The sequence below is a fragment of the Wolbachia endosymbiont (group A) of Acrocera orbiculus genome, from assembly GCF_947250015.1.
GTDB lineage: Bacteria > Pseudomonadota > Alphaproteobacteria > Rickettsiales > Anaplasmataceae > Wolbachia > Wolbachia pipientis.
Map to the genome: position 1 here is coordinate 1,080,038 of NZ_OX366272.1, position 25,672 is coordinate 1,105,709.

Annotated in this window: 32 protein-coding genes and 1 tRNA gene; 3 read left to right on the plus strand and 30 right to left on the minus strand. The window is 35.0% G+C overall.

What is annotated here, in order from left to right:
• Positions 1 to 10: 10 nt before the first annotated feature.
• The 21 genes from rpsH to OOL03_RS05460 all read right to left on the minus strand — a co-directional run bounded on the left by rpsH (position 11) and on the right by OOL03_RS05460 (position 11,762).
• Complete coding sequence (gene rpsH / locus OOL03_RS05360; protein WP_007551150.1) at positions 11 to 406, minus strand: 30S ribosomal protein S8; 396 nt, start codon at positions 404 to 406, stop codon at positions 11 to 13.
• 21 nt (positions 407 to 427) lie between these two features.
• Positions 428 to 736 carry a 30S ribosomal protein S14 gene (gene rpsN / locus OOL03_RS05365; RefSeq protein WP_006279345.1) on the minus strand — a complete coding sequence of 103 codons (309 nt, stop codon included), beginning with the start codon at positions 734 to 736 and terminating at the stop codon, positions 428 to 430.
• A gap of 16 nt (positions 737 to 752) precedes the next feature.
• Positions 753 to 1,286 (minus strand): 50S ribosomal protein L5, encoded by a 534-nt coding sequence (rplE, locus tag OOL03_RS05370; protein WP_010962750.1) that lies wholly within the window; start codon positions 1,284 to 1,286, stop codon positions 753 to 755.
• 6 nt (positions 1,287 to 1,292) lie between these two features.
• Positions 1,293 to 1,610 (minus strand): 50S ribosomal protein L24, encoded by a 318-nt coding sequence (rplX, locus tag OOL03_RS05375; protein WP_006279347.1) that lies wholly within the window; start codon positions 1,608 to 1,610, stop codon positions 1,293 to 1,295.
• A complete protein-coding gene (gene rplN / locus OOL03_RS05380) occupies positions 1,610 to 1,969 on the minus strand; it encodes a 50S ribosomal protein L14 (protein WP_006279348.1) in 360 nt (119 codons plus the stop codon). The genes rplX and rplN overlap by 1 nt, the downstream gene beginning before the upstream one ends.
• 13 nt (positions 1,970 to 1,982) lie before the next feature.
• Entirely contained in the window at positions 1,983 to 2,219 is a 237-nt protein-coding gene (gene rpsQ / locus OOL03_RS05385) for a 30S ribosomal protein S17 (RefSeq protein ID WP_007549925.1), read from the minus strand.
• Positions 2,212 to 2,415, minus strand: a complete 204-nt coding sequence (rpmC, locus tag OOL03_RS05390; RefSeq protein WP_006279350.1) for a 50S ribosomal protein L29 — start codon at positions 2,413 to 2,415, stop codon at positions 2,212 to 2,214. The genes rpsQ and rpmC overlap by 8 nt, the downstream gene beginning before the upstream one ends.
• Before the next feature lie 11 nt (positions 2,416 to 2,426).
• Positions 2,427 to 2,840, minus strand: coding sequence for a 50S ribosomal protein L16 (rplP, locus tag OOL03_RS05395; protein ID WP_010962752.1), 414 nt, complete (start codon positions 2,838 to 2,840; stop codon positions 2,427 to 2,429).
• Between the two features lie 14 nt (positions 2,841 to 2,854).
• A complete protein-coding gene (rpsC, locus tag OOL03_RS05400; protein ID WP_010962753.1) occupies positions 2,855 to 3,469 on the minus strand; it encodes a 30S ribosomal protein S3 in 615 nt (204 codons plus the stop codon).
• A gap of 39 nt (positions 3,470 to 3,508) precedes the next feature.
• Positions 3,509 to 3,856, minus strand: coding sequence for a 50S ribosomal protein L22 (gene rplV, locus OOL03_RS05405; RefSeq protein ID WP_007549821.1), 348 nt, complete (start codon positions 3,854 to 3,856; stop codon positions 3,509 to 3,511).
• Positions 3,857 to 3,861: 5 nt separating this feature from the next.
• Positions 3,862 to 4,146: a 30S ribosomal protein S19 gene (gene rpsS, locus OOL03_RS05410; protein WP_006279181.1), complete on the minus strand. Its 285-nt coding sequence runs from the start codon at positions 4,144 to 4,146 to the stop codon at positions 3,862 to 3,864.
• 3 nt (positions 4,147 to 4,149) lie between these two features.
• On the minus strand, positions 4,150 to 4,974 hold the full coding sequence (gene rplB / locus OOL03_RS05415) for a 50S ribosomal protein L2 (RefSeq protein ID WP_015589143.1): 825 nt from the start codon (positions 4,972 to 4,974) through the stop codon (positions 4,150 to 4,152).
• A 1-nt stretch (position 4,975) separates the two neighbouring features.
• Positions 4,976 to 5,263: a 50S ribosomal protein L23 gene (locus OOL03_RS05420; RefSeq protein WP_015589144.1), complete on the minus strand. Its 288-nt coding sequence runs from the start codon at positions 5,261 to 5,263 to the stop codon at positions 4,976 to 4,978.
• Positions 5,260 to 5,874, minus strand: a complete 615-nt coding sequence (gene rplD, locus OOL03_RS05425) for a 50S ribosomal protein L4 (protein ID WP_264707223.1) — start codon at positions 5,872 to 5,874, stop codon at positions 5,260 to 5,262. The genes OOL03_RS05420 and rplD overlap by 4 nt, the downstream gene beginning before the upstream one ends.
• A gap of 2 nt (positions 5,875 to 5,876) precedes the next feature.
• Entirely contained in the window at positions 5,877 to 6,599 is a 723-nt protein-coding gene (rplC, locus tag OOL03_RS05430) for a 50S ribosomal protein L3 (RefSeq protein WP_264707224.1), read from the minus strand.
• 9 nt (positions 6,600 to 6,608) lie between these two features.
• A complete protein-coding gene (gene rpsJ / locus OOL03_RS05435) occupies positions 6,609 to 6,929 on the minus strand; it encodes a 30S ribosomal protein S10 (protein ID WP_012673184.1) in 321 nt (106 codons plus the stop codon).
• Between the two features lie 14 nt (positions 6,930 to 6,943).
• Positions 6,944 to 8,116 (minus strand): elongation factor Tu, encoded by a 1,173-nt coding sequence (gene tuf / locus OOL03_RS05440; protein ID WP_253303378.1) that lies wholly within the window; start codon positions 8,114 to 8,116, stop codon positions 6,944 to 6,946.
• 11 nt (positions 8,117 to 8,127) lie between these two features.
• Entirely contained in the window at positions 8,128 to 10,203 is a 2,076-nt protein-coding gene (gene fusA / locus OOL03_RS05445; RefSeq protein ID WP_236514502.1) for an elongation factor G, read from the minus strand.
• 21 nt (positions 10,204 to 10,224) lie between these two features.
• On the minus strand, positions 10,225 to 10,704 hold the full coding sequence (gene rpsG / locus OOL03_RS05450; protein ID WP_264707225.1) for a 30S ribosomal protein S7: 480 nt from the start codon (positions 10,702 to 10,704) through the stop codon (positions 10,225 to 10,227).
• Positions 10,705 to 10,709: 5 nt separating this feature from the next.
• Complete coding sequence (gene rpsL, locus OOL03_RS05455; protein WP_264707226.1) at positions 10,710 to 11,084, minus strand: 30S ribosomal protein S12; 375 nt, start codon at positions 11,082 to 11,084, stop codon at positions 10,710 to 10,712.
• Positions 11,085 to 11,609: 525 nt separating this feature from the next.
• The gene (locus tag OOL03_RS05460) at positions 11,610 to 11,762 is read right to left on the minus strand and encodes a hypothetical protein (RefSeq protein ID WP_007549315.1); all 153 of its coding nucleotides are present in this window, start codon (positions 11,760 to 11,762) and stop codon (positions 11,610 to 11,612) included.
• A gap of 769 nt (positions 11,763 to 12,531) precedes the next feature.
• Between OOL03_RS05460 and prmC the strand changes: the two genes are divergently transcribed.
• On the plus strand, positions 12,532 to 13,371 hold the full coding sequence (gene prmC, locus OOL03_RS05465; protein ID WP_077188468.1) for a peptide chain release factor N(5)-glutamine methyltransferase: 840 nt from the start codon (positions 12,532 to 12,534) through the stop codon (positions 13,369 to 13,371).
• Positions 13,372 to 13,527: 156 nt separating this feature from the next.
• Here the strand turns inward: prmC and OOL03_RS05470 are convergent, their stop codons facing one another.
• The 8 genes from OOL03_RS05470 to OOL03_RS05505 all read right to left on the minus strand — a co-directional run bounded on the left by OOL03_RS05470 (position 13,528) and on the right by OOL03_RS05505 (position 21,742).
• Positions 13,528 to 14,394, minus strand: coding sequence for a P44/Msp2 family outer membrane protein (locus tag OOL03_RS05470; RefSeq protein WP_264707227.1), 867 nt, complete (start codon positions 14,392 to 14,394; stop codon positions 13,528 to 13,530).
• Positions 14,395 to 14,515: 121 nt separating this feature from the next.
• The gene (locus OOL03_RS05475) at positions 14,516 to 16,519 is read right to left on the minus strand and encodes a type IV secretory system conjugative DNA transfer family protein (protein WP_264707228.1); all 2,004 of its coding nucleotides are present in this window, start codon (positions 16,517 to 16,519) and stop codon (positions 14,516 to 14,518) included.
• 30 nt (positions 16,520 to 16,549) lie between these two features.
• Complete coding sequence (gene virB11, locus OOL03_RS05480) at positions 16,550 to 17,542, minus strand: P-type DNA transfer ATPase VirB11 (RefSeq protein WP_065094644.1); 993 nt, start codon at positions 17,540 to 17,542, stop codon at positions 16,550 to 16,552.
• Position 17,543: 1 nt separating this feature from the next.
• Positions 17,544 to 18,986 (minus strand): TrbI/VirB10 family protein, encoded by a 1,443-nt coding sequence (locus OOL03_RS05485; protein WP_264707229.1) that lies wholly within the window; start codon positions 18,984 to 18,986, stop codon positions 17,544 to 17,546.
• A 16-nt stretch (positions 18,987 to 19,002) separates the two neighbouring features.
• Positions 19,003 to 19,803 carry a P-type conjugative transfer protein VirB9 gene (gene virB9 / locus OOL03_RS05490; protein WP_174525402.1) on the minus strand — a complete coding sequence of 267 codons (801 nt, stop codon included), beginning with the start codon at positions 19,801 to 19,803 and terminating at the stop codon, positions 19,003 to 19,005.
• Entirely contained in the window at positions 19,790 to 20,470 is a 681-nt protein-coding gene (locus tag OOL03_RS05495; RefSeq protein WP_151807683.1) for a VirB8 family type IV secretion system protein, read from the minus strand. The genes virB9 and OOL03_RS05495 overlap by 14 nt, the downstream gene beginning before the upstream one ends.
• Positions 20,471 to 20,542: 72 nt before the next feature.
• Positions 20,543 to 21,625 carry a GTP cyclohydrolase II gene (locus OOL03_RS05500; RefSeq protein ID WP_065094641.1) on the minus strand — a complete coding sequence of 361 codons (1,083 nt, stop codon included), beginning with the start codon at positions 21,623 to 21,625 and terminating at the stop codon, positions 20,543 to 20,545.
• Positions 21,626 to 21,654: 29 nt separating this feature from the next.
• Positions 21,655 to 21,742: transfer RNA gene (locus OOL03_RS05505), tRNA-Leu, on the minus strand.
• 190 nt (positions 21,743 to 21,932) lie between these two features.
• Between OOL03_RS05505 and OOL03_RS05510 the strand changes: the two genes are divergently transcribed.
• Positions 21,933 to 23,198 carry a metallophosphoesterase family protein gene (locus OOL03_RS05510; protein ID WP_264705508.1) on the plus strand — a complete coding sequence of 422 codons (1,266 nt, stop codon included), beginning with the start codon at positions 21,933 to 21,935 and terminating at the stop codon, positions 23,196 to 23,198.
• A 27-nt stretch (positions 23,199 to 23,225) separates the two neighbouring features.
• Here the strand turns inward: OOL03_RS05510 and dnaA are convergent, their stop codons facing one another.
• Positions 23,226 to 24,608, minus strand: a complete 1,383-nt coding sequence (gene dnaA / locus OOL03_RS05515; RefSeq protein ID WP_264707230.1) for a chromosomal replication initiator protein DnaA — start codon at positions 24,606 to 24,608, stop codon at positions 23,226 to 23,228.
• 326 nt (positions 24,609 to 24,934) lie between these two features.
• On the opposite strand from dnaA, the gene OOL03_RS05520 reads away from it, so the two are divergent.
• Complete coding sequence (locus tag OOL03_RS05520) at positions 24,935 to 25,672, plus strand: type I glutamate--ammonia ligase (RefSeq protein WP_264707231.1); 738 nt, start codon at positions 24,935 to 24,937, stop codon at positions 25,670 to 25,672.

Sequence of the window (25,672 nt, forward strand, 5' to 3'; positions counted from 1 at the left end):
CTCCTATTATTTAAAACACACGACACAAAACTTCTCCACCAACCTTTAACTTATGTGCATTATAATCAGTCATCACTCCTTTGGGTGTCGATATAATAAAAATACCAAGACCATTATATGCTTTAGAAATGTCCTTATACTTAGAATAACGACGACAACCAGGCTTTGACACCCTAACTATGTCACTAATTACAGGTGACTTTTCATAATACTTCAATTTTACAATGAAAGAAGGTAAATTATCTACAACTTGCTTTTCATAATCAAGGATATACCCTTCCTCTTTTAAAATCTCCAATATAGAAGAATTCATCTTAGAAAATAGTACCCTTGTTGCCCTATGCATTGCCAATTGAGCATTACGTATCCTTGTTAAAAAATCACCAATACTATCAGATAACGCCACAATATACTCCTTATATTATATTTACCAACTAGACTTTGTAACTCCTGGAATTTGCCCAAAAGAACATAAATCACGCAAAACAATTCTACATAAACCAAATTTTCTATATACTCCTCTTGGTCTCCCAGTTAAAGCACACCTATTTCTAATTTTGGTTTTAGAAGAATTTCTAGGCAATTTTTTAATTAATTTATTTTGAGCTGTAAACCTTTCTACAATAGACAAATTCTTATTATTTATTATAGATTTCAATTTTTCTCTTTTTTCTTTATATTGATCGCACAACTTTATTCTGCGAAGATTTCTTTCTATCATAGATTTTTTTGCCATATATTTCTCCTCTCAATTAATCAAAAAAAGGAAATTTAAGAGCCAGTAATAATTCCTTTGCTTCCTTATCACTAACTGCACTTGTTATAATATTAATATCCATACCTCTAATTTTACTTATTTTATCATAGTCTATTTCTAAAAACGAGATATGTTCCTTTATACCAAAGGAAAAATTACCATTACCGTCAAATTGCTTCACACTAAATCCTCTAAAATCTTTTTCCCTTGGCAAAGCAATATATATCAATCTTTCTAAAAACTCATACATTTTATCTCTACGCAAAGTTACTTTGCAACCTACTGTAGCACCTTTTCTGATCTTGAAGCCAGAAATAGATTTTTTTGCAAAAGTTGATAAAGGCTTCTGCCCAGCAATCAAATATAGGCTATCAAGTGGTTCATTTATTGCTTTACTATCTGTAGCAGCATCTCCAACGCCCATATTGATACACACCTTGACAAGTTTAGGCACTTGCATTATATTGCCATAATTAAACTTATCCTTCAAGGACTTTACTATGCTATCTTTATACAATTCTTTAAACATATCAACCTAATCTATCACTTCTCCAGAAACTTTTGCAAAACGCACTTTTCTACCGTCTATAACCTTAAACCCCACTCTAGTTGGAGTTTTATATTTAGGGTCCAATGTTGCAACGTTGGATATATCAATAGCTAACTCTTTATTTAATATACCACCACTACTACCAGCTTTTGGTTTAGTATGTCTCTTATGCACATTCACTCCAGAAACAATTACTTTCTTTTTAGCATCACGTGCTATAACTTTGATTACCTTACCAATTTTTCCCTTATCTTTACCAGTTAAAACTATAACGTCGTCACCACTTTTTATTTTAGCACTCATTATAAAACCTCAACAGCTAATGACATTATCTTCATAAAAGAACCAGATGATAACTTTTTTACCGGACCAAACACCCGAGTGCCAAGTGGTTCACCTTGATCGTTAATCAAAACTACAGCATTGCTAGAAAAACGAATTACAGAACCATCAGATTTTCTAATAGGGCTTTTCACCCTCACCACAACTGCTCTATATACTTTTCCCTTCTCAACTTTCCCTCTTGGAGTAATAGATTTAGTAGATACAATAACTGTGTCACCTATAGATGCAGACTTTCTACCACCCAATAAACCAATACAAAGCACTGCACGCGCGCCAGAATTATCAGCTACTTCCAACAATGTATTTTTTTGAATCATATAAATATCCTATTCAATGTGAGCTATTAACAATAACCCATTTTTTAGTAGTAGAAATAGGCTTGTGTTCTTGTATTAAAACCTTGTCCCCTTCTTTACAACTATTATTCTCATCATGTGCTGTATACTTCTTGTATTTTTTTATAACCTTTTTATACAGCTCATCCTTATACACTTGTAATACCGAAACCTTTACAGTCTTATCACACTTAGCCTTAGTTACAGTACCACAAAAAACCTTTTTAGGCATTCTTTTCCTCTCTTCTTCTTTTATTTAATGTAGTTAAAATACGAGCTATGCTCTTTCTTATTAAGCTAAAACGCGAAATATTGTTGCACTGGCCCAGCTTCTTTTGAAAAACCAAATTAACAAACTCTTTTCTCAAATTCACAAGAATTTCATGCAATTCTTGCGAGGACCTCGATTCAATGTCAGCTATATCCATTGCAACTCCATTTAATTATGATTAGATACAAATTTACACTTCATAGGAAGCTTAGCAGTTGCCTTTTCAAGCGCCAATCTTGCTAAATGCATGGGAACATCACTGCTAATTTCAAACAACATTCTACCGGGCTTAGCTTTAAATACCCAAAACTCAACACTACCTTTCCCTTTACCCATACGCACATCCGCCGGCTTTTTACTAACAGGGGTATCAGGAAAAATTCTTATCCACACTTTACCAGAGCGTTTTAATGTTCTAGATATTACACGCCTTGCAGTTTCAATATGCTTAGATTGAATCCTACCTGCTTCCATAGCCTTTAGACCATAATCTCCAAAAGATAATGTGCTACCACCTTTCGTGTTACCCTTAATTCGTCCTTTAAATACTTTTTTATATTTACTTTTTTTAGGAATAAACATTTCAATATACCTAATTAGTTACCAATATAAACCCAGACCTTAACTCCTATGATGCCATATATAGTTTTTGCTTCAGCAAAAGCATAATCTATATTAGCACGTAAAGTATGCAAAGGCAAACGGCCTTCTTTATACCACTCAGTACGAGCTATCTCAGCTCCGCCAAGGCGCCCAGAACAACTTACTTTAATACCTCTAGCACCCATCCTCAAACAACTTTGAATAGCTTTTTTCATCGCTCTTCTAAATGAAACCCTTTTTTCTAACTGCTGTGCAATGCTGTTTGATATTAAAACTGCATCTATTTCAGACCTTTTAACCCCTACTACATTCACTTCCACATTATTTTTTACTTTTTCAGCTATCTTTTGCTTTATCTTCTCAATATCCGAGCCTTTCTTACCTATTATCACTCCAGGTCTAGAAGAATGTATTATTACAGATACCAAATCGATCGTACGCTCTATAATTACTTTAGAAACACCAGCATGCTTAAAAGATTCATTTATATAACTGCGAATAGATAAATCTTGATGCAACCCTTGTTTATAACCCTTCTCAGCATACCAAATAGATGACCAAGTATTAATTATTTTTAACCTAAATCCTTTAGGATTAACGTTTCCCATATTTTTGCACTTTCCTTATTAATTTTCTATTTTTATGAATCATATAATTTCCCCCAATTTTACAGTTATATTACTATAACGTTTACTAACTCTATTAGCTCTACCCATAGCTTTTGGACATACCCTACGCAAAGTAAGAGACTTACCTATTAAAATTTCTTTTATATATAAATTATCGATATCCAATCCATAATTTTGAGCATTAGCAATCGCAGAATTTAATACCTTCCTTATAAGACCTGCAGCTTTCTTTTCACAAAATCTTAATTGCACAGTGGCAAAAGAAACTTTTTTATTACGTACTAAACCAGCAACCAAATTCAATTTACGAGGAGTTGATTTTAAAACCCTAGAACCAGCTTTAACTATTACATCTCTGTTTTTCATATCAATTACCTTCTTGTCGCCTTTTTATCACCACTATGCCCAGTAAATTTACGAGTGGGTGAAAACTCACCAAACTTATGACCTATCATATTCTGATCATTAACATTCACAGGAATGTAATCCTTACCATTATAAACAGCAAACTTTAAACCTAAACAATTAGGAAGAATTACAGAAGCCCTGGAATGAACTTTTATAGCCATGTTAACAAACCCCTTGTTTAAAGCATTATTCACCGACTTTAATATAGAAGGATGACAAAAAGGAGGCTTCCATGCAGATCTACTCATAAACTAACCTTTCAATTGTTTTATATACTTATCACTAGATTTATTTCTCCTTCGAGTTTTCTTTCCTTTTGTTGCAACACCCCAAGGAGTAACAGGATGACGACCACCAGAGGTTTTTCCTTCCCCGCCTCCATGAGGATGGTCAACCGGATTCATTGCAACTCCACGTACAGTAGGTCTAATCCCAAGCCACCTACTTCTCCCAGCTTTACCCAACTTTCTATTCTTATGGTCAGGGTTAGATACTACACCAATAGTAGCCTTGCAAGAAGATAAAATCAACCTAATTTGACCAGACCTGAGTCGTAATAAAACATATTGGCCATCACGACCAACGATTTGTGCATAACAACCAGCAGCTCTAGCAATCGCAGCACCATTACCTGGCTTCAGCTCAACATTATGAACGAAAGAACCAACAGGTATATGCTTGAGTAGTAAACAATTCCCTGGCAAAATATCAGCATCATTCCCAGCTGTAACAACATCACCTGGCTTCATACCTTGAGGAGCTAATATATAAGACTTAATATCATCTTCCTTATATGATATTAACGCCAAAAACCCACTTCTATTTGGGTCATACTCTATTTTTTCAACTATACCTTGACCACTTCTATTACGCTTAAAATCTATCACTCTATACTTCTTTTTGTGACCACCACCCCTATGACGAGTTGTAATTCTACCATGATTATTTCTTCCACCACTGGACTTTTTACCGGATGTAAGAGACTTTTCTGGCTCATCTTTTGATAAACCAACTTTACTTACTAACACAGTCCCACGAGAAGACGGAGTAACAGGATTAAAAAATTTCATACCCATACTAAACGCTCATTATATCTAATTTTTGACCATCCATCAAAGAAAAATAAACTTTCTTTTTCTGTTTTTCACAACCAATCACACCCCTAAAACGCCTATATTTAGGCTTAATTCTAACAACATTTATAGAAGAAATTTTAACATCAAATAGAGACTCTATTGCCAACTTTATTTGACGCTTATTTACATTTACAAAAACATACAAAGAATATTTATTAAACTTCTCCCTCAAAAAAGAGGCCTTTTCTGTAATTATAGGAGATTTTATTATATTATTATATTTGATCATAACAATCTACCTTCAAGATGCTTTAAAGTATCCTTTGTCAACATCACGCATTCGTGATTCAATATATCAAAAACATTTAACCCAATAGGTTTGATTAAGTCTACATAGTGCAAGTTTTTAGCCGCACGCAACAAATCATCTCCATAATCACCAACTATCAAAAAGGAAGAAAATTTAAAATTTTTAATACATTTACACATTTCAGACGTTTTCTTCACATCAATATTTAAATTATCCAGAATAATTACTTGATTATTTAAATACTTTAGAGATAAAGCAATTTTTAAACCAAATTTGCGTACCTTCTTATTAAGAAAATAAGTATGACTCCTCACAACAGGGCCGAAAATAATCCCACCACCTCTAAATTGAGGAGATCGCAAGCTCCCTTGTCTTGCCCTACCGGTACGTTTTTGACCATAAGGTTTAGCTGTTGTACCAGAGACATCACTAATACCTTTTGTTTTATGAGTACCAGCTCTTCTCTTCGCTAATTGCCATCTCACTATATCATGCAAAATACTCAATTTTTGCTTAGCAGAAAATATCAAAGGATTGAGCTGAGCAGTACCTACATTATCATTAGATAGATTAACTAAATTACATTCCATAACTAACTTACCAAATTACTAGCATCATCATTTACATCTAACAGTAAACCTACCGGAAAAGGAACATCTTTATGTAAAGATTTTTTAACTGCATCTCTTACAAAAACATAGGAATTTTTAAACCCAGGAACATTATTACCCTTCACAGCAATTATACTATTTTCATGATCAATGGATAATATCTTCATATTTTGTGCAGTTATCCTGCTGTTACCTAAATGACCAGCCATTTTCTTTCCTTTGAATACTCTACCAGGATCCTGACATTGGCCAGTGGAACCTTGTGATCTGTGAGCAATAGAAACACCATGAGATGCCCTAAGCCCACTGAAATTATGTCGCTTCATCACACCAGCAAATCCTTTACCTATAGAATAACCCGTAATATCAAGATATTGACCAACCACAAAATGATTGATTCCCACTTTTTTACCACATTCTATTTCCGACAGGTCATTTAATCTACTTTCGTATAACTTACATTTATTATTTATACCCTTTTTCTTTAAATATTCCAACTGAGGTTTTGCTATATTTTTAAAATCTCCTGTGCCTAAAATGACTGAATTATAGCCACATTTATCTTGTCCTTTTATATCAATAATATAAGTTTCGCTGAGATGCAATAAAGTTACAGCCATGCGACTATTGTCAGAATACATAGCAGTATGACCAATATTCATCATTAGTAAACCAATTCTCCTCAGCGAATTTATTCTCTTCATTTCCTTCTCCTAAACCTTAACTTCCTTGACTTTTAAATCCACTTCTACGCCAGCAGAAAAAGATAAACCTGTAAGCATCTGCATCATAGTAGGAGTAAGATCATGTAAAACAATCAAACGCCTAGAAGTTCTCATTTCAAACTGTTCACGAGATTTTTTATCAACGTGAGGAGATCTATTAACAATAAATTTAGAATCTTTCCTTGGCAACGCAATCGGACCAGATAATTTTGCACTGGACCGCTTTAATTCATCAACAAATTTTCGAACACACTCCTCCAATAAAGAACAATCGAAAGCCTTAATGTTAATATATATATCTTGCTTCATCTTAGTTACTACACTCACTCCAAAATTTCAGAAACAACACCAGAACCAACAGTTCTACCGCCTTCTCTTATCGCAAAACGCAATCCCTTATCCATTGCTATCGGTACTTGCAATTCTACTTCTACACTCACATTATCTCCTGGCATTACCATCTCCTTCCCATCTAGCAATTTTATGCTCCCAGTTACATCCGTTGTCCTTAAATAAAACTGTGGCTGGTAATTCGCAAAAAATGGTGTATGCCTTCCTCCTTCCTCTTTCTTTAATATATAAACCTCCGCCTTAAACTTTCTATGCGGTGTTATCGTCCCCGGTTTCGCTAATACTTGCCCTCTCTCCACTTCTTCTCTTTTTGTTCCTCTTAACAATATTCCTACATTGAGTCCTGCACTTCCCTTATCCAGCAACTTCTTAAACATCTCAACACCTGTGCATATCGTCTTTTGCGTCGCTTGCAGACCTATTATCTCTATCTCTTCTCCCGTCTTTATCTCTCCCTTCTCTATTCTTCCTGTTACCACTGTTCCTCGCCCCGATATCGAAAATACATCTTCGATTGGCAATAAAAATGGTAAATCCACAGGCCTTGGTGGAACCGCTACATATTCATCTAACTTTTCCATCAATTTGTCTATTGATTTCTTTCCATATTCGCTGCTGTCATCCTCCAGCGCCTTGAGTGCTGAACCAACCACCACAGGCACTTCATCCCCTGGAAATCCGTATTTACTCAGTAATTCCCTCACTTCCATTTCTACTAAATCTATCATATCAGCATCAGCAACATCAGCTTTATTTATATACACCACGATATATCCAACACCTACCTGCTTCGCCAGCAATATATGCTCTCTCGTTTGTGGCATTGGCCCATCAACCCCCGACACTACCAATATCGCCGCATCCATCTGTGCTGCACCTACTATCATGTTCTTTACATAGTCAGCGTGTCCAGGACAATCAACGTGTGCATAATGCCTTTTTTCCGTCTGATACTCAACATGCGCTGTTGCTATCGTTATCCCCCTCTTCCTTTCTTCTGGCGCTTTATCTATCTGATCGTACGCTACAAAATTTCCATAATGCTTCGTTATCGCCGCTGTTAACGTCGTCTTCCCATGATCCACATGTCCTATTGTTCCCACATTTACATGCGGCTTTCCAAATGCTTCCACTACTGCTGTCATAATTATTACCCTTAATTATACTCTAACTTTAACTCATCAACCACATATTGTGGCACTTGCTCATAACAAGAAAAATGCATACTATACTGCGCCCTTCCCTGAGACATAGAACGCAAAACGTTGATATAACCAAACATATTTGCAAGAGGTACCGAAGCAGTAATTATTTTACTATTATTACCTAAATCGAGCATATCAGCAACATTTCCTCTTCTACTATTTATATCACCCATAACATCACCCATATATTCTTCAGGAGTAATGATTTCAACTTTCATTATAGGCTCCAGCATTTTTGGACCAGCTTTATTTGCCATCTCTTTAAAAGCACCTTTAGCAGCAAGTTCAAAAGCTAAAGGACTAGAATCAACCTCATGAAAAGCACCATCAAGAAGGGTAGCCTTAAAATCAATCAACGGAAATCCCGAAATTATACCACCTTCTTTTATCAACTCCAAGCCATTTTCTACCCCAGGAATATACTCTTTTGGAATAGCACCACCTACAATTTTACTTTCAAATTGAAACCCAGAACCAGGCTCAAGAGGTTCAAATTTTATTTTAACCTTAGCAAACTGACCAGCTCCACCAGATTGTTTTTTATGAGTGTAATCAATTTCAACAGATTTAGTGATAGTTTCACGATATGCAACCTGAGGAGCACCGACGTTAGCCTCAACGTTAAATTCGCGCTTCATTCTATCAACAATAATCTCAAGATGGAGCTCACCCATGCCTTTCAATATAGTCTGGCCACTTTCCGCATTTACTGACATTCTCAAAGAAGGATCTTCTGCAACCAACCTATTTAGAGCAATACCTAATTTTTCCTGATCTGAAGTGGTTTTAGGTTCCACAGCAATTTCAATAACAGGCTCAGGAAATTCCATACGCTCCAATAATATAGGAAAATCAACAGAACATAAAGTATCTCCGGTGGTTGTTTTCTTTAGCCCAACTAAAGCAACTATATCTCCAGCCCTAGCCTCAGTTATATCTTCTCGGTTATTTGCATGCATAAGTAACATTCTGCCAATCCCTTCAGTTTCGTTTTTTAACGCATTTGAAGCGGTAGATTTAGACTTTAATTTACCAGAATAAATACGGATAAACGTCAAGCTGCCTACAAATTTATCCGTCATCACTTTAAATGCAAGAGCAACAAATTTCTCTTTTTCTGAAGGTTTGACCTCAATTTTCTTTTCTGAATCTTTAGGATCAATTCCAACAATTACATCAACATCAATAGGAGAAGGTAAAAAGTCAACCACACCATCTAAAAGTGGTTGTACGCCTTTATTTTTAAAAGCTGATCCACACAACACAGGAACAAATTTTCCTTTAATGGTCCCATTTCTCACGCATTTTTTCAGTAAATCCACTGGCAGATCATTAGACTCAAAGTAAGTATTCATCGCTTCATCATCCATCTCAGCTGCAGCATCTAATAAAAGATTTCGATATTCTTGAGCCTTATCAAGCAAATCAGAAGGAATATCTTCATAAGAAAATTTAGCGCCCAACGTTTCTTCTTGCCATATAATGGCTTTCATAGAAATAAGGTCAATTATACCTTTGAAATCTTTCTCACTCCCTATTGGTAAATGAATAACTAAAGGTGCTGCACCAAGCTTCGTCTTTATCATATCAACACATCGATAAAAATTTGCCCCTATTCTATCCATCTTATTAACAAAGCAGATACGAGGAACGCTATATTTATCAGCTTGACGCCACACTGTCTCAGATTGAGGTTCAACTCCAGCAACTCCATCAAATACAGCAACTGCACCATCCAAAACCCTTAAAGATCTCTCAACTTCAATAGTGAAATCAACGTGACCAGGAGTGTCTATTATATTGACCCTATGATCATTCCAAAAACATGTTGTTGCAGCAGATGTGATTGTAATACCACGCTCTTTTTCCTGCTCCATCCAATCCATAGAAGCTGCACCATCGTGCACTTCACCAATTCTATTTTGCTTACCAGTATAAAATAAAATACGCTCTGTTGTGGTAGTCTTACCAGCATCTATGTGAGCCATTATCCCTATATTTCTGTATTTAGATATTCCAATTTCCATATCACAATTAATTAGCTAACATTAAAAACGAAGATGAGAAAATGCCTTATTAGATTCAGCCATTTTATATTTTTCTTCGCACATCTTAAACGCACCACCGCGTTTATTATAAGCATCCAGTATTTCAGATTGCAAACAATCAACAGTGGTTTTTCCACTCTTTTTTCGAGCAGCAGAAGTTGCTTTAGCAATCCACCTTAACGCTAAAGAAACCGCTCTATCTTGTCGAACTTCAACAGGTACTTGATAAGTTGCACCACCAATGCGTCGAGAACGCACTTCTATAGAAGGAGTAACATTTCCTACTGCTGTCTCAAAAATTGATAACCCACCTTCGCCTATTTTCTTTTCAGCTAAAGACAAAGCGTCATAGATAATCTTTTCTGCAGTAGATTTTTTACCACATTTCATGATTGTATTAATGAAACGCATCAGCAAAACACTGCCGTAACGCGAATCAGGACTTATTTCTCTTTTTTTTGCTTTATTCCGACGAGCCATAAACTTTAACCAGATTTCTTTACACCATATTTTGAACGAGCTTTCTTTCGATTTTGCACACCACACAGATCAAGGGCACCTCTTATTATGTGATAACGCACACCTGGCAAATCTTTAACCCGCCCACCACGTATCAAAACAACAGAGTGTTCTTGTAAATTATGACCTTCACCAGGTATATAAGCCGTCACTTCACCATACCCACTAATTTTTACTCTGGCTACTTTACGGAGTGCTGAGTTAGGCTTTCTAGGAGTTGTAGTATACACCTTAGTGCAAACACCTCTCCTTTGAGGGTTGCTTTCTCCCAAAGCTGGTACCTTTTTCTTATGGGTCAATCCTAATCTACCCTTACGTATTAATTGATTTATCGTAGGCATATGTTATAAACTCAAGCTCATTAAAATAACTAAGTTTTTAGTTATAAAATAATAAACCTCAATAGTCAATATAAAAATAAACATTACTACTCTAATAATTAAGCTCAACTGCCTTGAAAGCCATCAGTAGACTTCTTGCACTACCTCCCAAGCCACAACTGTCATTCAGTAGAAACGAAAAAACTTACTTGACACCCTTCGCCAGCCCCATTATCATGGTACTGAAGGTATTCATTTATCTTCAATCTGTGCAGATTAAATGACAACAGTATTACGTAATTGGCGTCTTATTTTTAATTTTTTGCACTATGCACACTTTACTTCTTCACAACATTTCTGGGTTTTTACCTATATAAGCTGAAACGCGCTTATAAAGCGTTTAAGACAGTATAGTACGCCAATTTGCAGGATTAGAGAGTGACAACTAGCTAATACGGGATATCTTTTGCCTTTTTTTTGCTTAGTAAATTTCTTAAACATTTAAACTAAGGTGAGTTGCATTTAAAAGCAGCTAAATTGCAGTGTTTAAGACTTAAAAAACGCCAATACTGAAAATAGACAATGACTAGGGCTTCTTTTGCCTTTTTTTTGCTTGGTAAATTTCTTAATATTTATGGCAACATGAACTGGGCAGGAAGGTGTCATTCCAGTGCTTGACACTGGAATCCAGTTTTCCATATAACCTCATCGAAAATGTTGTAACCACTTTCTGTGCTAGTTTGCTTGCTTACAAGCAAACTTTTCTGGATCCCAGTGGGCTTTGTTGCATCGCTACTTATGAAAGGCTAACTATAGTTAGGATTATAAGTAACCTATTGAAAATCTTGTTTTTTTGCAATCAATCTGATCAAATTTAAGAATAGTAATTTATTATTTATATTAATAAATTTAATTCTATTGAAAATAGCTAAAGCATTGAAATTCTTGAATTTTAGCCGGATTAGTGAGTGGTAGTGAAATTTCTTTTACTCAAATTTAGGTATTCACTGACCGTTCTTGTTATAAATACCAGAATAATAAGCTACTGATATTCTCCATCTTTTTTATCTTTAATCCATCATAGCTAGCGATGCAACAAAGCCATCCCAGTGTCTGGGCACTGGGATGACAGGGGAGGGAGGCTACTTGGATGACACCATTCTTTTTCCTGGATCCAAGTAGTCAGGGCACTGGGATGACAGGAGAAGGTACTAGGATGACACCCTGACCTCGTCGTCCCGCTACGTGTTAGCGGAATCTAGAGATACCGTGACGGTATGACGTAAAGCTCGCATTAGCTATACTTTTATGCTCACCAACTTAGCTGGATCCAAGTAGTCAAGCTACTTGGATCTGCAAATTGCAATGTTCGTACAGCTGCGTGCTTGACACTGGGATTTAGTACGGCTACCCTAAACTGGAAGCTCATCTTGCTATTCTTGGCTGAAAGGAACATATTTTTAGAATAATGAAAACAATCAGCACTTTAATTCAAGAAGGATCGGAGTTATTATCGTCACATAAAGTTGAATCACCACATTTAGATTGTGAAATCATCATGCAGCACGTACTTGGAGTGGAAAGATCATTCATAATTATGAACCATGCTGATCAAGTGCCGATGGAGAAAGAACTTTTATTTTGGAAATTAACAAAAAAAAGAGCGGAAAGATATCCAATATCGCAAATAATAGGTAATCGTGAATTCTGGAGTAAAAATTTTATAGTTAACCAGCATGTTTTGGATCCAAGACCAGATAGTGAAACATTAATCTCAACAGTGTTAAAATATTACCCAAATAAAAAGCAGAGACTAAAAATTGCAGATTTTGGTACAGGCACAGGTTGTTTATTGATATCCGTACTTAGTGAGTATGAATATGCCGTTGGTATCGGTTTTGAAAAAAGCTTGGAAGCATACAAAGTTGCCTATCAGAACACAAAGAAACATGATCTTCTCAGCAGAGCCAAAATATTTCCAAGCTCATGGACAGAGTGCAGAGGTTCATTTGATCTGATAATTAGCAATCCTCCATATATTAAAAGAAGCAAATTAAAAGACTTACAAGCCGAAGTGCAAAAAGAGCCAAGAATTGCTCTTGATGGTGGAATTGATGGTTTAAACTGTTACTTGAGTATTTTTCCAATATTGAAAAAGTGCCTTAAAAAAAATGGGTTTGCAATATTGGAGATAGGTGAAGATCAAAATGATATTGACAAAATAATACCCTCATACAAATTAGCTTTTCAGGAATATGTACATGATTTGGCAGGAATGAAGAGGTGCATTGTTATGCAAAAAACATAGCTAATGTTTTCTTCCTTCATCCCATATTATCCTATGTCATCCCAGTACCCTCTAGCTAGTCATCCAAGTAGCGTGACTACTTGGATCTATATTTACTATGGTCAAGGCATAGGATGACAGGAACGGTTTTATGCATTTTTTAAAAGGGCAACATGTTTAAGCTTTGCTGGCAAAGTGGAAAGTAAGGCCAGCCTCTATACCGTGTGTGTAAAACAATGTATTACCTATATTTATATCTTCTTTTGCTGCATTTGCTGGTTTACTCTGATCATCAAGCTTCTTTTTACCCCTGTTATTAGGATCATCTATAATTTCTCCAAGCGCATCCGTTGTAAGTTTAAGACCATCACCAATAACACCACCAATAGCACCAAAACCTCTATATCCGATATGCATATTTACATCTTCGTTTATGTGATAATCAAGGCCAGCTTTTAATTGACCTGCGGGTCTTATTGACGATTTTTCAAACATTGTCATTCTTGTTGCACCGACTCCAACCCCAACATAAGGAGAAAAAGAGAAACGGTCACTCTTCCAATGATGATAAACATTTGCCATTAGAGACATGTTTTCAATTTGGTCATGATTAACTGTAGCACTATAGATATAAGTTTTTTTACCAGCATCCTTACCAATGTCCTTTAGGTATGAAACAGTTATTTGACTACTTGCTAAACCAATATTATCCACTTTTACAGAAGAATACATTCCTTCTAATTCAGCCCTATAGCTGTTGTTACCCAATTCTCCTGTGTAACCAAGTGCTACATTTGCAGCAAAAGGTGGATTGTAATCTCCTTTATACTCACTTAGTGACTGACCTTTTGTGTTCTGAGCATCCCTGTCATTTATAGACAAATTTTTGATATCTGTAGTGCTTGTTTTTAGTTCACCCATGCCATTAAAAAATTGACCATAATACCCACTACCAAAGTAAAACCCTTCTGTTTCACTCGCAAAAGATTGTTGTGACAACAATAAAGCAAGTGCTGTAACCGCTAATGTTTTTTTACTAATCATTACTACTCCCCTAGTTAAAATAGCTAATCTAATACTAATTAATTAAAAATGGCTTAATATGAAAAACCTAATTATTTGCATAACTTGCACTTTTCTGAGCTAAAAATAGGCAAAGTTAACCTTACTTCTCGTCATTTTTTAATTTATCCTCATCTTCAAATTCATCCTCCTCTTCTTCGTCATCAAACCCATCATCGCTCCTATCCTCATCTTCCTCGTCATCATCTTCAAACTTATCGTCGATATCTTCATCATCAATATCTTCGTCTGCAAATTCATCTGATTCATCATATACTGCATCTTCGGTTTTAGTTTCAGCAGGATAATCAACTGAATTAGGTCCCTCAAGAACATTATTCCCCTCGTTATTAACCTTATCTTTGCTCGCAGCGGCAGAAAGAACTTTGTTTGGGTCATATGGTTCTTGTGTAGGCACACGAGTTTGTTTGAGCAGCCTTCTTGTGAAGGTGGTATCACTGTAGTACAAAATTTTCTTTGATTTAATTGGGTAAGTCGACTCTATTAAAATTATCTGATCGTCACGTGGCAACATAATAACTTCTTGAGGCAATAGCAATGCTCTCTGTATTTCAGAGATATGTAATGACCTTGAAGCAGGATTTAAATCTAAAAATTTAGGCTTATTCAACGATTCTTGTTGTACAGTTTTGTTTCCTATAAGTTGCGATATTAAATTAGCTGTTTCAATATTATTGGCTGCAAAAGTTATTCTGTAAGTCGAGTTTGACAAAAAGGAGTTCATCCCTGCTTCTTCGTATATTCCTTTGAGCTGCTCAGTATCTTGAACAATTAAGAATAACCTAACTCGATAACCACGAAAATATGCAATACCTGTTTGAAATTGCTCCATTTTTCCAAGTGTAGGAAACTCATCCATTAAAAACAATACGCCATAAGGCTCGTCATCCGATGGCAATTTTCTACATAAAAACTCAGTTGCCTGTTGGTAAAAAACCTGCATTAAAGGCCTGAGCCTAGTCAAGTTGTCAGGAGTTAAACCAACATAAACTGTAGTTTTCTTCTTTTTAAAATCTAAAATATTAAAATCACTTGACGCAGTTGCAGTATCAATCAATGGGTTTGCCCACAATTCAAGTGATGAGTTCATGGTTGATACAACACCCGACCTTTCTTTATCAGCTTTTTGTAAAAAAGCTGCAATGTTCATATATGCTACAGGGTGTAGTATTTTACCCATTGTATCAAGAGCAACAGCAAGATTATAGACTACATCATCACTACGCATCGTACGCACAACTTCACCAAAAGATTTGACTTTCTCTGGTGCAGCAAGTAAGTATAATACCACTCCAACAAATAAACTTCTTGCTTCATTTTGCCAAAAGTCTTGTTCAGGCATAATTAGGTTGGCTATTTTCTGCACATCGTCAACCATCTGTCCAGGTTTTTCACTAATCCATTGTAATGGATTGTAACAGTGACTTATTCCATCTGGCTGCGCTGGATTCCATACGTATACTTTTTGTCCTTGTCGTTCTCGCCAACCACTTGTTATTTCATAGTTTTCTAACTTTATGTCGTGTACAATTACCGAGTCAGTCCAAAATAATAAATTAGGAATTACAAAACCAACACCTTTACCAGAACCTGTAGGTGCAAATAATAATGCATGCTGAAACCCATCAGCAATAAAGTAGCCTCTTTTATCTTTACCAAGCAGTAATCCCTTTTTGCTTCTTAATCCTGCTTTTCGTATGTCTTTCTCTGATGCCCACTGCGAATCTCCATGCAGTGATTCTTTCTTTTTAAATGGTCGCCACTCAATTATCCTTTCTCTTAAATTCCATAAGATAATCATTAAAACAATGATAGGCAGTGCAGAAGATATAATTAATGTGATTTTGAGCTCAAGGCTATATAACTCTGGATGATGCCAACAATATTGTATATGATCAAAAATCGTTGGCCAAAGAGCTTGAGGGAAAGGCGTCAAACTAGGATTAATTGCCTTAAAATCCACAGCATCCGGACCATCAGCAAACAGAACAAACAATATACCAGATAGATAGAAGCAAAACTCAAGTACGCTAAAAGCTACTACACCTCCTATGAGAATATTACGTAGGTGATTTCCATTACTCATAAACTACTCTTCCTTAACTTATGTATAAATTTAAGCATTTTCGCTCGCAGATCTAGTAAATAATATCTCAGAAATGCTTCTTTTGCCCCCACCGGTTCTTTTTAGCTGAATAACAATATCAATCACATTTCTAATGTATGGTATAATTTGGTCTGGAGGAATGCCAAGATTTGCCTGCATAACCATCAATTTTATTTGCTCAAGGGCCATTGTTGGACTATCTGCATGAAGGGTTGATATTGATCCAGGGTGACCAGTATTTATCGCCCTGAGAAAACTAAAAGCTTCCGCTCCACGGAGCTCACCAACTATTATTCTGTCTGGCCTTAAACGTAAGCACGCTTCTATCAAATCTTGAGTGGTTACTTTTGCTCTGCCCTGCCCTCCTTTAGAGGCAATTAGATGGACTTTATTGGGATGATCGTTCAAAACGATTTCCCTTGCATCCTCAACAGTAATAATTCTTTCCTCAGCTGGAATAGCACGCAAAGTAGCATTAGTAAAAGTAGTCTTACCAGTGGAAGTTCCACCACTAATTATAATATTTTTCTTACTTATTACAGCGTATTCTAAAAACTCTTTTATTTTTTTTTGCCTTAACAATAAATCCAAATGACGGTCAACTGGATTATCAGTTGCTTCTGTAACAGTTTCAGAAAAAGCCCCCATTTTTTCGTAATCATCGAGTGCTAACTGCATGCTAGAAGGCTTACGAATCGACATGACTACTTTATCAGGTTCACATGCTGGCGGAAATACTATCTGTATACGATAACCATTTGGTAATGTTGCCGAAAGTAACGGCGCTTCTTCGCTAAGTTTTTGTTCTGTAGCTTGAGCAATCAGTCTGCCAAGAGATTTCAAATGGTTAAGATCGAATACTTCTAATTTTTCACACCTTATTTCACCGCGATTTTCAATCCATACTTCCTTTGGCTTATTTATTGATATTTCATTTACGCCTTCTTCTTGAAATATGCCTTGTAATGGCTCCAAATATGTATCAAGTGCAGCATAGTTCATTTCATTGATTTAATATTGCCTGTGGAGGAAATACTATATCTTGGTTAACAAATACTTTCAATGCAGTGCCTTGATCAACATAAATAGTTGGTTTTTTATCTGTATATCTGCCCACTACATCCCGCATATCTTTAGAAAAATCCTCGATTGATTTCCCGATTGCTTCATCATAAACAGACTTGCTTTTTCTTTGAATTTGTTCTAACAGTTGATTTACAATTTCCAGGCTTATATTTACCTCGTCTTCTTCAATTCCTAGTGCTTTTGCTATTTCCTCTTTCATTATTTTTAGTAAATCTTGTCTGCTTTTGGCACTCCGAATTCTTCCGATAGCCCCAAGGCCTAATTTCCATTTGTCACTAGATATCTTCTTTTCTGGGTCAATAATGAGTTGGAGAGAAGAAAAATCTATTTCGGTTGCAGTGATAGACTTTACTGCATCTCTGATAGTTAGCGTATTAACAAGATTAGAAGCCTTTTGCCCTATAACAGCAGAACCAATCGAAACACCAGCAAGTGTCACTGAAGAGAATAACGCACTTACTATTTTGTTATCAACTATTCCTGCTATTCCTGCTCTACCAAGCTCGTCAGTACTAAGTGATGAGATTGCAATATCTATTCCATGTGGCAGAATCACTCTATTCCAGTTTATATTTACACGAGATTTAGCAACATTCGAGTCAAATGAATAACTGCCTATCAATCTTGAGCCTTTAGGTATTAAAACTGTATCACCAGTTTCTGCATAAACATCTCTACTCACCATAGCACGCAGCATTCCTTGCAGATCAGAGTTTATTGCAGTTTCAAGAACAGCATCAATAATTTTACCTTGAGTAATCATTAAACCAAGCTTTCCTACCCTGGTAGCTTTGCTCGATTGTGCTGAAGTGTCGGATAAAATAGCATCAGCAGCCTTGTTCTCTCCACTACCACCTGAAATTGTTAACATTTGTGCACTACGTCTGTCTCTAGGATAACCGCCACCCCCTATTGTAGGAAATGAGGTAGGTAAATTGCCCATAACATTACTAGAAGGAAAATTTTGCTTTGGCAAAATAGGTATATTTGACGCAGAAGTTTCTTTTGGTTTCTCTTCTTCTTTTTTAATTTGTTTTATTTCTGGTACGATTTGTGGTGTAGGAAGAGGAGGTAAGGGTGGTAAGGAATCGGTTATTATTCTTTCAGGAACCATTACATTATCTGGAACTTGTTCCAACTTTCCTTTCAACTCTTGAACGTTTTGCTTTGTTTCCTCTTTTTTAATAACTTCTGAACCCTCTTTATGAGAAGGACTAAAATAGAGATAATACACTCCACCAACCAGAAGTACTAAAATAATGACCATCAATGCCCTATGACCTTGATTAGAGCCAACTGTTACTACCTTATTCTCTATTTCTGATTCATCTTCTGAATTGTTACGCCTTTCTTTATTCATATTGCATGTACCACAGCTAAAGTGACCTATTTATAATTTCAACTTCACCATCTTCATAACGCATAAATAGCTTTTTATGTACTCCTTTTATTATAACATAATCATCAAATAACAGCCTTTTACAAGGTTTATCCTCCCCTTCTACAAAAACCTGAGGTATTTTATTATTATTTCTAAATTTTAAATAGGTTAAATAACCATCATCAAATAACTCGATCGGAACTATATCCGCATTACCACCTTCATCAATATATGTATAATTGTACTTCGTATCATTTTCTTGTATTATTTTTTCTAGCTTGTCTGTAGTATATTGCATTTGAGTAGGTAAAGAAACCTCATCTAAATCAACATCAAATTCACCTTCTTCTTGAGGATAATAAAAACGTACTACGTAAGATATATCCTTTTCAGCAGAATAATCGTGATCCACTTTCTTAGCATCAGTATCCGGGTATTTATCGTAGTTTGGCCTTGAGATTAAATCAAAAATGTAATTTCTTTTTTTAGTTGTCGTAATAATCATGTTAGTGCGACTACTAACTTCAAATGGCATGATAAGCAATTTATTGTCATAAGGATTAATTTTCCAACTTGATGCATCACCAACAGCGATATTTTTAACTTTTTCTCCTTCCGCAAATTCAATATAAGAATAGTAACCCTGACTAAAAACCACCGTAAATACTTCATTAGGGCTATACACAAAAGTCTTTATTCTACTATCTACAGAAATAGGCTCATTATAATTAATGGATGCGTTTAAATTGCCACTGACAAGTAAAGCTAAAACTAATAATATCCTATACATATTCATCATCTACTCTATATGAAATAACTTGAAATCCTAATGGGTTAATATATCTTTGCTGATCATCCATTTCAAGCGATGCATATCTATATGACATAATAACTATCTTATTTTTTCTCGTAGAACTTCCATCTTTCCGTGTAAATTCCACAAAAAATCTCACCTGAAGAGCATCGTTACCCAACTTTTGAATTGAGCGAATTTTAAATTCACTTTTGGTATCTGAATATAAATTAAAAAGATCATCCATATTCTGCGATCCTACATAATTTCTAAATTCATTATACACATTAGGTGAGGAAAACAACCTCACCTTTGTATAATAGTTATAATTATAATGATATGGATCAAAAACCTCCCTTGCTTTTATATACTCTGAAATAAAATAATCGTTTAGCGCTTCATCTGCAGAATACTGTTTTACTGTGACAGGATCAACCAATTGCACTATTCCTGATTTCTTGTCAATTTCTATAACAAATGGCTCAATAGTGCTACTTGTGCTAATTTTAAATATGACTAATATGCTGATAGAGATCGTTGCTAATAATATTAATGCAAATAAAAGTAGAATATTCCTTTGAGCAATAACTGTGCTGTAGCGGTTTGAATTCCAATTTATATCCTTATCTAAGGATTCAGTATTTTTTTCTCGCTTAAAAAATCTTAGCATTTTAGTATTCCTAAAAATCTTAACTTATGTTAATAAACATAGCAAATTAACAAAGTAGTTACAGCAAAAAAGCTAAAAAACTCTTAATCTATGGCCTAATTTACCAAACTTTGTCTCCATATATGAATCGTTATATTTATTACGTTCCACAATAAGTGGTAGACACTTTGTAACTCCTATACCACTACTTTCCAATTCTGACAATTTCCTATCATTGTTTGTAAGTAATTGGATTTTGTTAATGTTCAATTTCTTAAGCATTTTAGCTGCAACAGCAAAACTCCTTTCATCATCTTCAAAACCCAATGTTCTATTTGCATCAACAGTATCAAGATTATGTCCTCTTTGCATACTGTACGCTCTTAACTTATTAGTTAAACCAATGCCCCTTCCATCTTGCATCAAATACAATATAATACCACTTCCAGAGTCAGCTATCATTTGAATTGCTTGATGTAACTGACTTCTGCAATCGCATGACAAGCTATCTAACAAGTCACCCGTATAACACGAAGAATGAATTCTTACTAATGGTTCGCCATCTTTATCTGGATTGCCAATGATAATTGCATGATGTTCTCTTCCACCACTTTCGGTTCTATAAGATATGATATTTACTTCTTGAGTCTGTTTTAAAAATAATGATGTTTTGCACACTTCATATACATCCTGATTTTCTTGAAAATTATTTATGAATGACGTGTCCAGTGCAATAACGTCATTTTTCTCGCACCAATTTCGCATTTCATGATTATTCTCAAAAGTCATATCAGCCACTAACGCGTATGGCAATAATTCTGAGAACTTAAGCAAGGCAATAGCACATTCATCTATTGTCTTTGAGCATTGCAACTCTTTTATGCAATCTTCCTTTGAACAGTTTATTAAATGGAGCAGTTCATCAAAATTATTCACCAACAGACGTTTGCTGTTATGTTCTTTATTCTGAGATATGTATTTTACCTTACTTGAAGTTAAAGTAACATATACATTGCTTGATATAAGCTTGTATTGATTAAATAAATCTCTTTCTAAAGCCTCAGCAGCAGCAAACAATAGGTAATTACTTTCATCATATATTACAATTGGCCGACCGCGCCTGATTTCGCTGATAGCTCTTTCTACCTTATTGCTACTCTGATTTCCTATAAACATTTTTACCCATATTAAACAGCGATAAAAACTGGTGCGGCCGAGAAGACTTGAACTTCCAAGGCCTTATGAGCCACAGCGACCTCAACGCTGCGTGTCTACCAATTCCACCACGGCCGCACTATATTCTAGTTTTTATATAATTATTTTAAATTACTTAATCATTTTAGAATTTTTCATCTAGAGTGTCAATCTGATACTAGAATAATTTAGAAATTGTTTGTATAATTTGATTATGAATTTTGTGATTATAAATTTTAATCATTTAAGATAACCTTACTACTAATTTTTAACTTAGGTTTTTATACAAATGAATATAGCTAATATCTTTATTTTTTTAGCTCTCTCTCTTATAACTAGCTTTCATTTCGTCCATGCACAAATATTATACACATGGTCTCAAGTTATCCCAGAAAATAAACTAAGCATACGCGCAATTACGGACAATGACATGTGTCCCATTGTTTATGTTGATGGCAAGGAAACAGAAATGCTGAATCGCAGCTCAATTAACAATGGTGATCATAACGAAACAGTTTGTGAACTGACAGTACAAACAAGTGCCAAAGACGTTAGTATTGAGGATCTACGGGTTCCTATATTACCAAAAAAGGTTAATAAAATTGCTTTCATTGGTGACACGGGCTGTAGAATAAATATGTTATTTCAGCAGGAATGTAATTCGGTAGATAGCTGGCCTTTAAAAAAAAATTTAGACTCAATTGCCCTTCATAAACCAGATTTAATTATCCATGTTGGTGATTATCATTATAGGCAAACAAGATGTAGAAATACAAAAAAGTGTGGCGATATTTATGGATATAATAAAGAAGCTTGGTACGCTGATTGGTTTGAGCCTGCAAAGGATATTTTATCACAATCCCCTTTCCTTTTTGTTCGTGGAAACCATGAGAGTTGTGATAGAGCTTATGAAGGATGGTTCAGGTATTTAGATTCATACCCCTTTTCGTCTGAAAAATGTGGAAACTTCGTTTCTAGTTGGTCCTTAGATGCTGGACCGATGAAATTTTTTATCTTCGACTCTTCATCCGGTGAGGATATTTTTACAACCCAAAGCACAATTGATGCTTTTGAAAGGCAATTTGATAAATTGATACAAGATAAGCCCACGTGGTTTTTAACTCATAAACCACTTTGGAGATCTCCAAAAAAAGAATTTTTGACATTAAAAAGCCATGGCAATCTTACACAAATTGAAGCTTTTGGGGATAGATTTCTAAGCAATGTTACTACCATAGTTTCCGGCCATATTCATATAGCCCAGATTTTATTAATGGATAATGTTCCAGACCAGATTATAGTTGGAAATGGCGGTTCATTACTACACGCTCAAGATCAAGAACCTGTTTATCAAAATGTAGAATTTGACTATTCAAATGGTAGAAACTACTTAGCACACGAAGTTAGAAACTTTTTCGGCTTTGGCTTTGCAATACTAAACTTAGATGATCACAAATTTACCTTCTATAACCAAGATAATAAGGAAATGTATTCTGCGAAGCTAACAGAAGATTTTAAACTTAAACGGATTAAAACTATAGTCGATTCATTTTAGGATTTGTTATTAGCTATTTTAAAAACGCTACTTAAACATTTTTTTTAATCGATTGATTTCATCAGCAAATTTTGAGTCGGTCTTTATAAAATTTTCTACTTGTTTTACTGCATGTATAACAGTAGCATGGTCTCTGCCACCAAAGTTTCTCCCAATATCTGGTAGGCTTTTTTGCGTAAATTTTTTGGCAAAATACATAGCTATTTGTCTTGGCCTTGCAAGACTGCGAAGCCTTCTATTGGATTGCATATCTGCAACCTTTATATTGAAAAATTCAGCTACTTTCTTTTGTATTTCTTCTATTGTGACTGACCTATGATTTGACCTAAGAAGATCGATTAGGGTTTCACTAGCTGATTCTACCGTCATACTTCTTCCAATTAATGAGGTATGGGTAACCTTATTTAATGCTCCTTCTAATTCTCTTATATTAGATTTTATGTTCCTTGCTAAAAACTCTAGGACATCTTTCGGAACATACATATTCATCTGCTCCACTTTTGCCTGCAATATACCAAGCCTCAATTCAAAAGTTGTTTCATTAATATCTGCCACCAACCCCCAACCGAGTCGTGATTTTATTCTTTCTTCCACTCCATCAAGATCACTAGGAGACCTATCAGCTGATATAACCAATTGTTTATTTTGGTCTATCAATGCATTGAAAGTGTGAAAAAATTCTTCTTGTGTACTATCTTTACCACTGATAAATTGCACATCATCTACCATCAATACATCTACTGATCTAAATTGCTCTTTAAATAACATAATATCTTTGCTTCGCAGCGCTGTAATATATTGGTACATGAATTTCTCTGCTGATAAATACACCACTTTTCTTTTTGCTGATGGGGAATTGACTATGTGCCAAGCTATAGCATGCATTAGATGTGTTTTACCAAGTCCCACTCCACCATATAGAAACAAAGGATTACTGCCTAATATTGGATCTATAGATTCTGCCACACGCTTTGCCGCCGTAAATGCTAATTCATTTGGCTTTCCCACTACAAAATTATCAAAGGTGAACCTTGGATCCAGCGGCGAACCAAGATTATGATTACTTTCCTCTCTGTTTTTTAGTATAACATTAAAATTTGAATTCCTCTCCTCAATTACTTGAATATCAATAGAACGTATACTTTTATCTTCGCTTTGCCATAATGATAATATTTTTTTCATGTAATGAACTGTAATCCACTCTTTTATAAACCTTGTTGACACGGATAAAAGAACTTCCCCATTTCTGTTACTGACAAATTTTAGTGAACTCAGCCAGCTATTATATGTTGCTTCTCCATAAAGATTATAAAGACAATTTTGGATTTTTTCCCAAGTAACATTGTGATCCGTTACTGTAATAATCTGATCAAAAAACATAGTAGAAACCTTAGGGCTAGTTAAGTTCATATACCACACCAAGAAAAAAGCAATAATTAGAAAAATACAAGATAATCAATAGCTTACTGCAAAATGAAAAGCTAATACTACTTAATACATACTAAAAATTATGGTGATTTTTTGATGGGTTGTAAAGGGTATAAAAACATTAAAATTGATCATTTTTATTTCAAAAAAATGAAAAATTTGTAAATGTCGCTTGTATCGAGGATTAGAAGCATGCTATTAAAAACAGTAATACATTATGTATAAATAAGATGTTAAATTTACTGGCAAATAAGTAAAGTATTCATATAAATATAGCTAACCTAATATAGATTTACTGAAGCAAATTTATGATTATACTAAGTAATTTGAGTTGTTATGCTGTATTCGGTATTGAACTAGAGTTTTACATTGAAGGAATAGAAAAAGAATACTTATTTCTGAATAGCATCAAAAATAAAATAGCATCTCTTGAATTTTCTTGCGAGAAGGAGAATTCTACACATCAGTATGAGATAAAAAGTGGTTGTTACACGAACTTCGACAATTTAATTAAGCATTTTGAGTTAGCAAAACAATTACTTACTGAAACAGCACAAAAACTAGGTGGAAACGTTTCTTTTAAAGCAAAGCCCTATTTGGATAGAGCAGGCAGTGCATTAAATGTGCATGTTAATCTCGTGAATTCAAATAACGATAACTTATTTTATATCAATGAGCAAAAGTATAGTGATTATTTGATTCATAGTATTGGTGGATTATGCACAATGATGAAAAAACATATGTTGTTTTTTGCTCCAAATGATGATTCATATTTAAGATTTCAGTACCCGGATATCCACACTCCAACTACGATTAGTTGGGGAGTAAATAACAGAACTGCTGCGATCAGAATTCCCTATTTTGGCAACGATTTCAAAAGATGCCGCCTGGAGCACCGCGTTCCCGGAGCAGACTGTAATCTTGAAAAAGTACTTACAGCAATAATTGAAGGTATAGTTTTTGGTATAGAGAACAAAATTGCTCCGCCAAATAGAGTGTATGGCATTGCATCTGATTCTCAATATAAGGTGGAGAGTTTGATATAG

Excerpts from the sequence above, each read along its gene's own strand:
- OOL03_RS05420 (WP_015589144.1), bottom strand. The coding sequence starts at position 5,263 with ATGATCAAATATAATAATATAATAAAATCTCCTATAATTACAGAAAAG.
- rplE (WP_010962750.1), bottom strand. The coding sequence starts at position 1,286 with ATGTTTAAAGAATTGTATAAAGATAGCATAGTAAAGTCCTTGAAGGAT.
- dnaA (WP_264707230.1), bottom strand. The coding sequence starts at position 24,608 with ATGAACTTAACTAGCCCTAAGGTTTCTACTATGTTTTTTGATCAGATT.
- OOL03_RS05495 (WP_151807683.1), bottom strand. The coding sequence starts at position 20,470 with ATGCTAAGATTTTTTAAGCGAGAAAAAAATACTGAATCCTTAGATAAG.
- rpsN (WP_006279345.1), bottom strand. The coding sequence starts at position 736 with ATGGCAAAAAAATCTATGATAGAAAGAAATCTTCGCAGAATAAAGTTG.
- rplX (WP_006279347.1), bottom strand. The coding sequence starts at position 1,610 with ATGAGTGCTAAAATAAAAAGTGGTGACGACGTTATAGTTTTAACTGGT.
- rplB (WP_015589143.1), bottom strand. The coding sequence starts at position 4,974 with ATGGGTATGAAATTTTTTAATCCTGTTACTCCGTCTTCTCGTGGGACT.
- OOL03_RS05460 (WP_007549315.1), bottom strand. The coding sequence starts at position 11,762 with ATGGAAAACTGGATTCCAGTGTCAAGCACTGGAATGACACCTTCCTGC.
- fusA (WP_236514502.1), bottom strand. The coding sequence starts at position 10,203 with ATGGAAATTGGAATATCTAAATACAGAAATATAGGGATAATGGCTCAC.
- rplN (WP_006279348.1), bottom strand. The coding sequence starts at position 1,969 with ATGATTCAAAAAAATACATTGTTGGAAGTAGCTGATAATTCTGGCGCG.
- rplV (WP_007549821.1), bottom strand. The coding sequence starts at position 3,856 with ATGAAAAACAGAGATGTAATAGTTAAAGCTGGTTCTAGGGTTTTAAAA.
- rplD (WP_264707223.1), bottom strand. The coding sequence starts at position 5,874 with ATGGAATGTAATTTAGTTAATCTATCTAATGATAATGTAGGTACTGCT.
- rpmC (WP_006279350.1), bottom strand. The coding sequence starts at position 2,415 with ATGGATATAGCTGACATTGAATCGAGGTCCTCGCAAGAATTGCATGAA.
- rpsG (WP_264707225.1), bottom strand. The coding sequence starts at position 10,704 with ATGGCTCGTCGGAATAAAGCAAAAAAAAGAGAAATAAGTCCTGATTCG.
- rpsS (WP_006279181.1), bottom strand. The coding sequence starts at position 4,146 with ATGAGTAGATCTGCATGGAAGCCTCCTTTTTGTCATCCTTCTATATTA.
- OOL03_RS05470 (WP_264707227.1), bottom strand. The coding sequence starts at position 14,394 with ATGATTAGTAAAAAAACATTAGCGGTTACAGCACTTGCTTTATTGTTG.
- rpsJ (WP_012673184.1), bottom strand. The coding sequence starts at position 6,929 with ATGAAGCAAGATATATATATTAACATTAAGGCTTTCGATTGTTCTTTA.
- OOL03_RS05475 (WP_264707228.1), bottom strand. The coding sequence starts at position 16,519 with ATGAGTAATGGAAATCACCTACGTAATATTCTCATAGGAGGTGTAGTA.
- rplP (WP_010962752.1), bottom strand. The coding sequence starts at position 2,840 with ATGTTTATTCCTAAAAAAAGTAAATATAAAAAAGTATTTAAAGGACGA.
- tuf (WP_253303378.1), bottom strand. The coding sequence starts at position 8,116 with ATGACAGCAGTAGTGGAAGCATTTGGAAAGCCGCATGTAAATGTGGGA.
- OOL03_RS05520 (WP_264707231.1), top strand. The coding sequence starts at position 24,935 with ATGATTATACTAAGTAATTTGAGTTGTTATGCTGTATTCGGTATTGAA.
- rpsL (WP_264707226.1), bottom strand. The coding sequence starts at position 11,084 with ATGCCTACGATAAATCAATTAATACGTAAGGGTAGATTAGGATTGACC.
- virB11 (WP_065094644.1), bottom strand. The coding sequence starts at position 17,542 with ATGAACTATGCTGCACTTGATACATATTTGGAGCCATTACAAGGCATA.
- prmC (WP_077188468.1), top strand. The coding sequence starts at position 12,532 with ATGAAAACAATCAGCACTTTAATTCAAGAAGGATCGGAGTTATTATCG.
- rpsC (WP_010962753.1), bottom strand. The coding sequence starts at position 3,469 with ATGGGAAACGTTAATCCTAAAGGATTTAGGTTAAAAATAATTAATACT.
- virB9 (WP_174525402.1), bottom strand. The coding sequence starts at position 19,803 with ATGAATATGTATAGGATATTATTAGTTTTAGCTTTACTTGTCAGTGGC.
- rpsQ (WP_007549925.1), bottom strand. The coding sequence starts at position 2,219 with ATGCCTAAAAAGGTTTTTTGTGGTACTGTAACTAAGGCTAAGTGTGAT.
- rplC (WP_264707224.1), bottom strand. The coding sequence starts at position 6,599 with ATGAAGAGAATAAATTCGCTGAGGAGAATTGGTTTACTAATGATGAAT.
- OOL03_RS05500 (WP_065094641.1), bottom strand. The coding sequence starts at position 21,625 with ATGTTTATAGGAAATCAGAGTAGCAATAAGGTAGAAAGAGCTATCAGC.
- OOL03_RS05485 (WP_264707229.1), bottom strand. The coding sequence starts at position 18,986 with ATGAATAAAGAAAGGCGTAACAATTCAGAAGATGAATCAGAAATAGAG.
- OOL03_RS05510 (WP_264705508.1), top strand. The coding sequence starts at position 21,933 with ATGAATATAGCTAATATCTTTATTTTTTTAGCTCTCTCTCTTATAACT.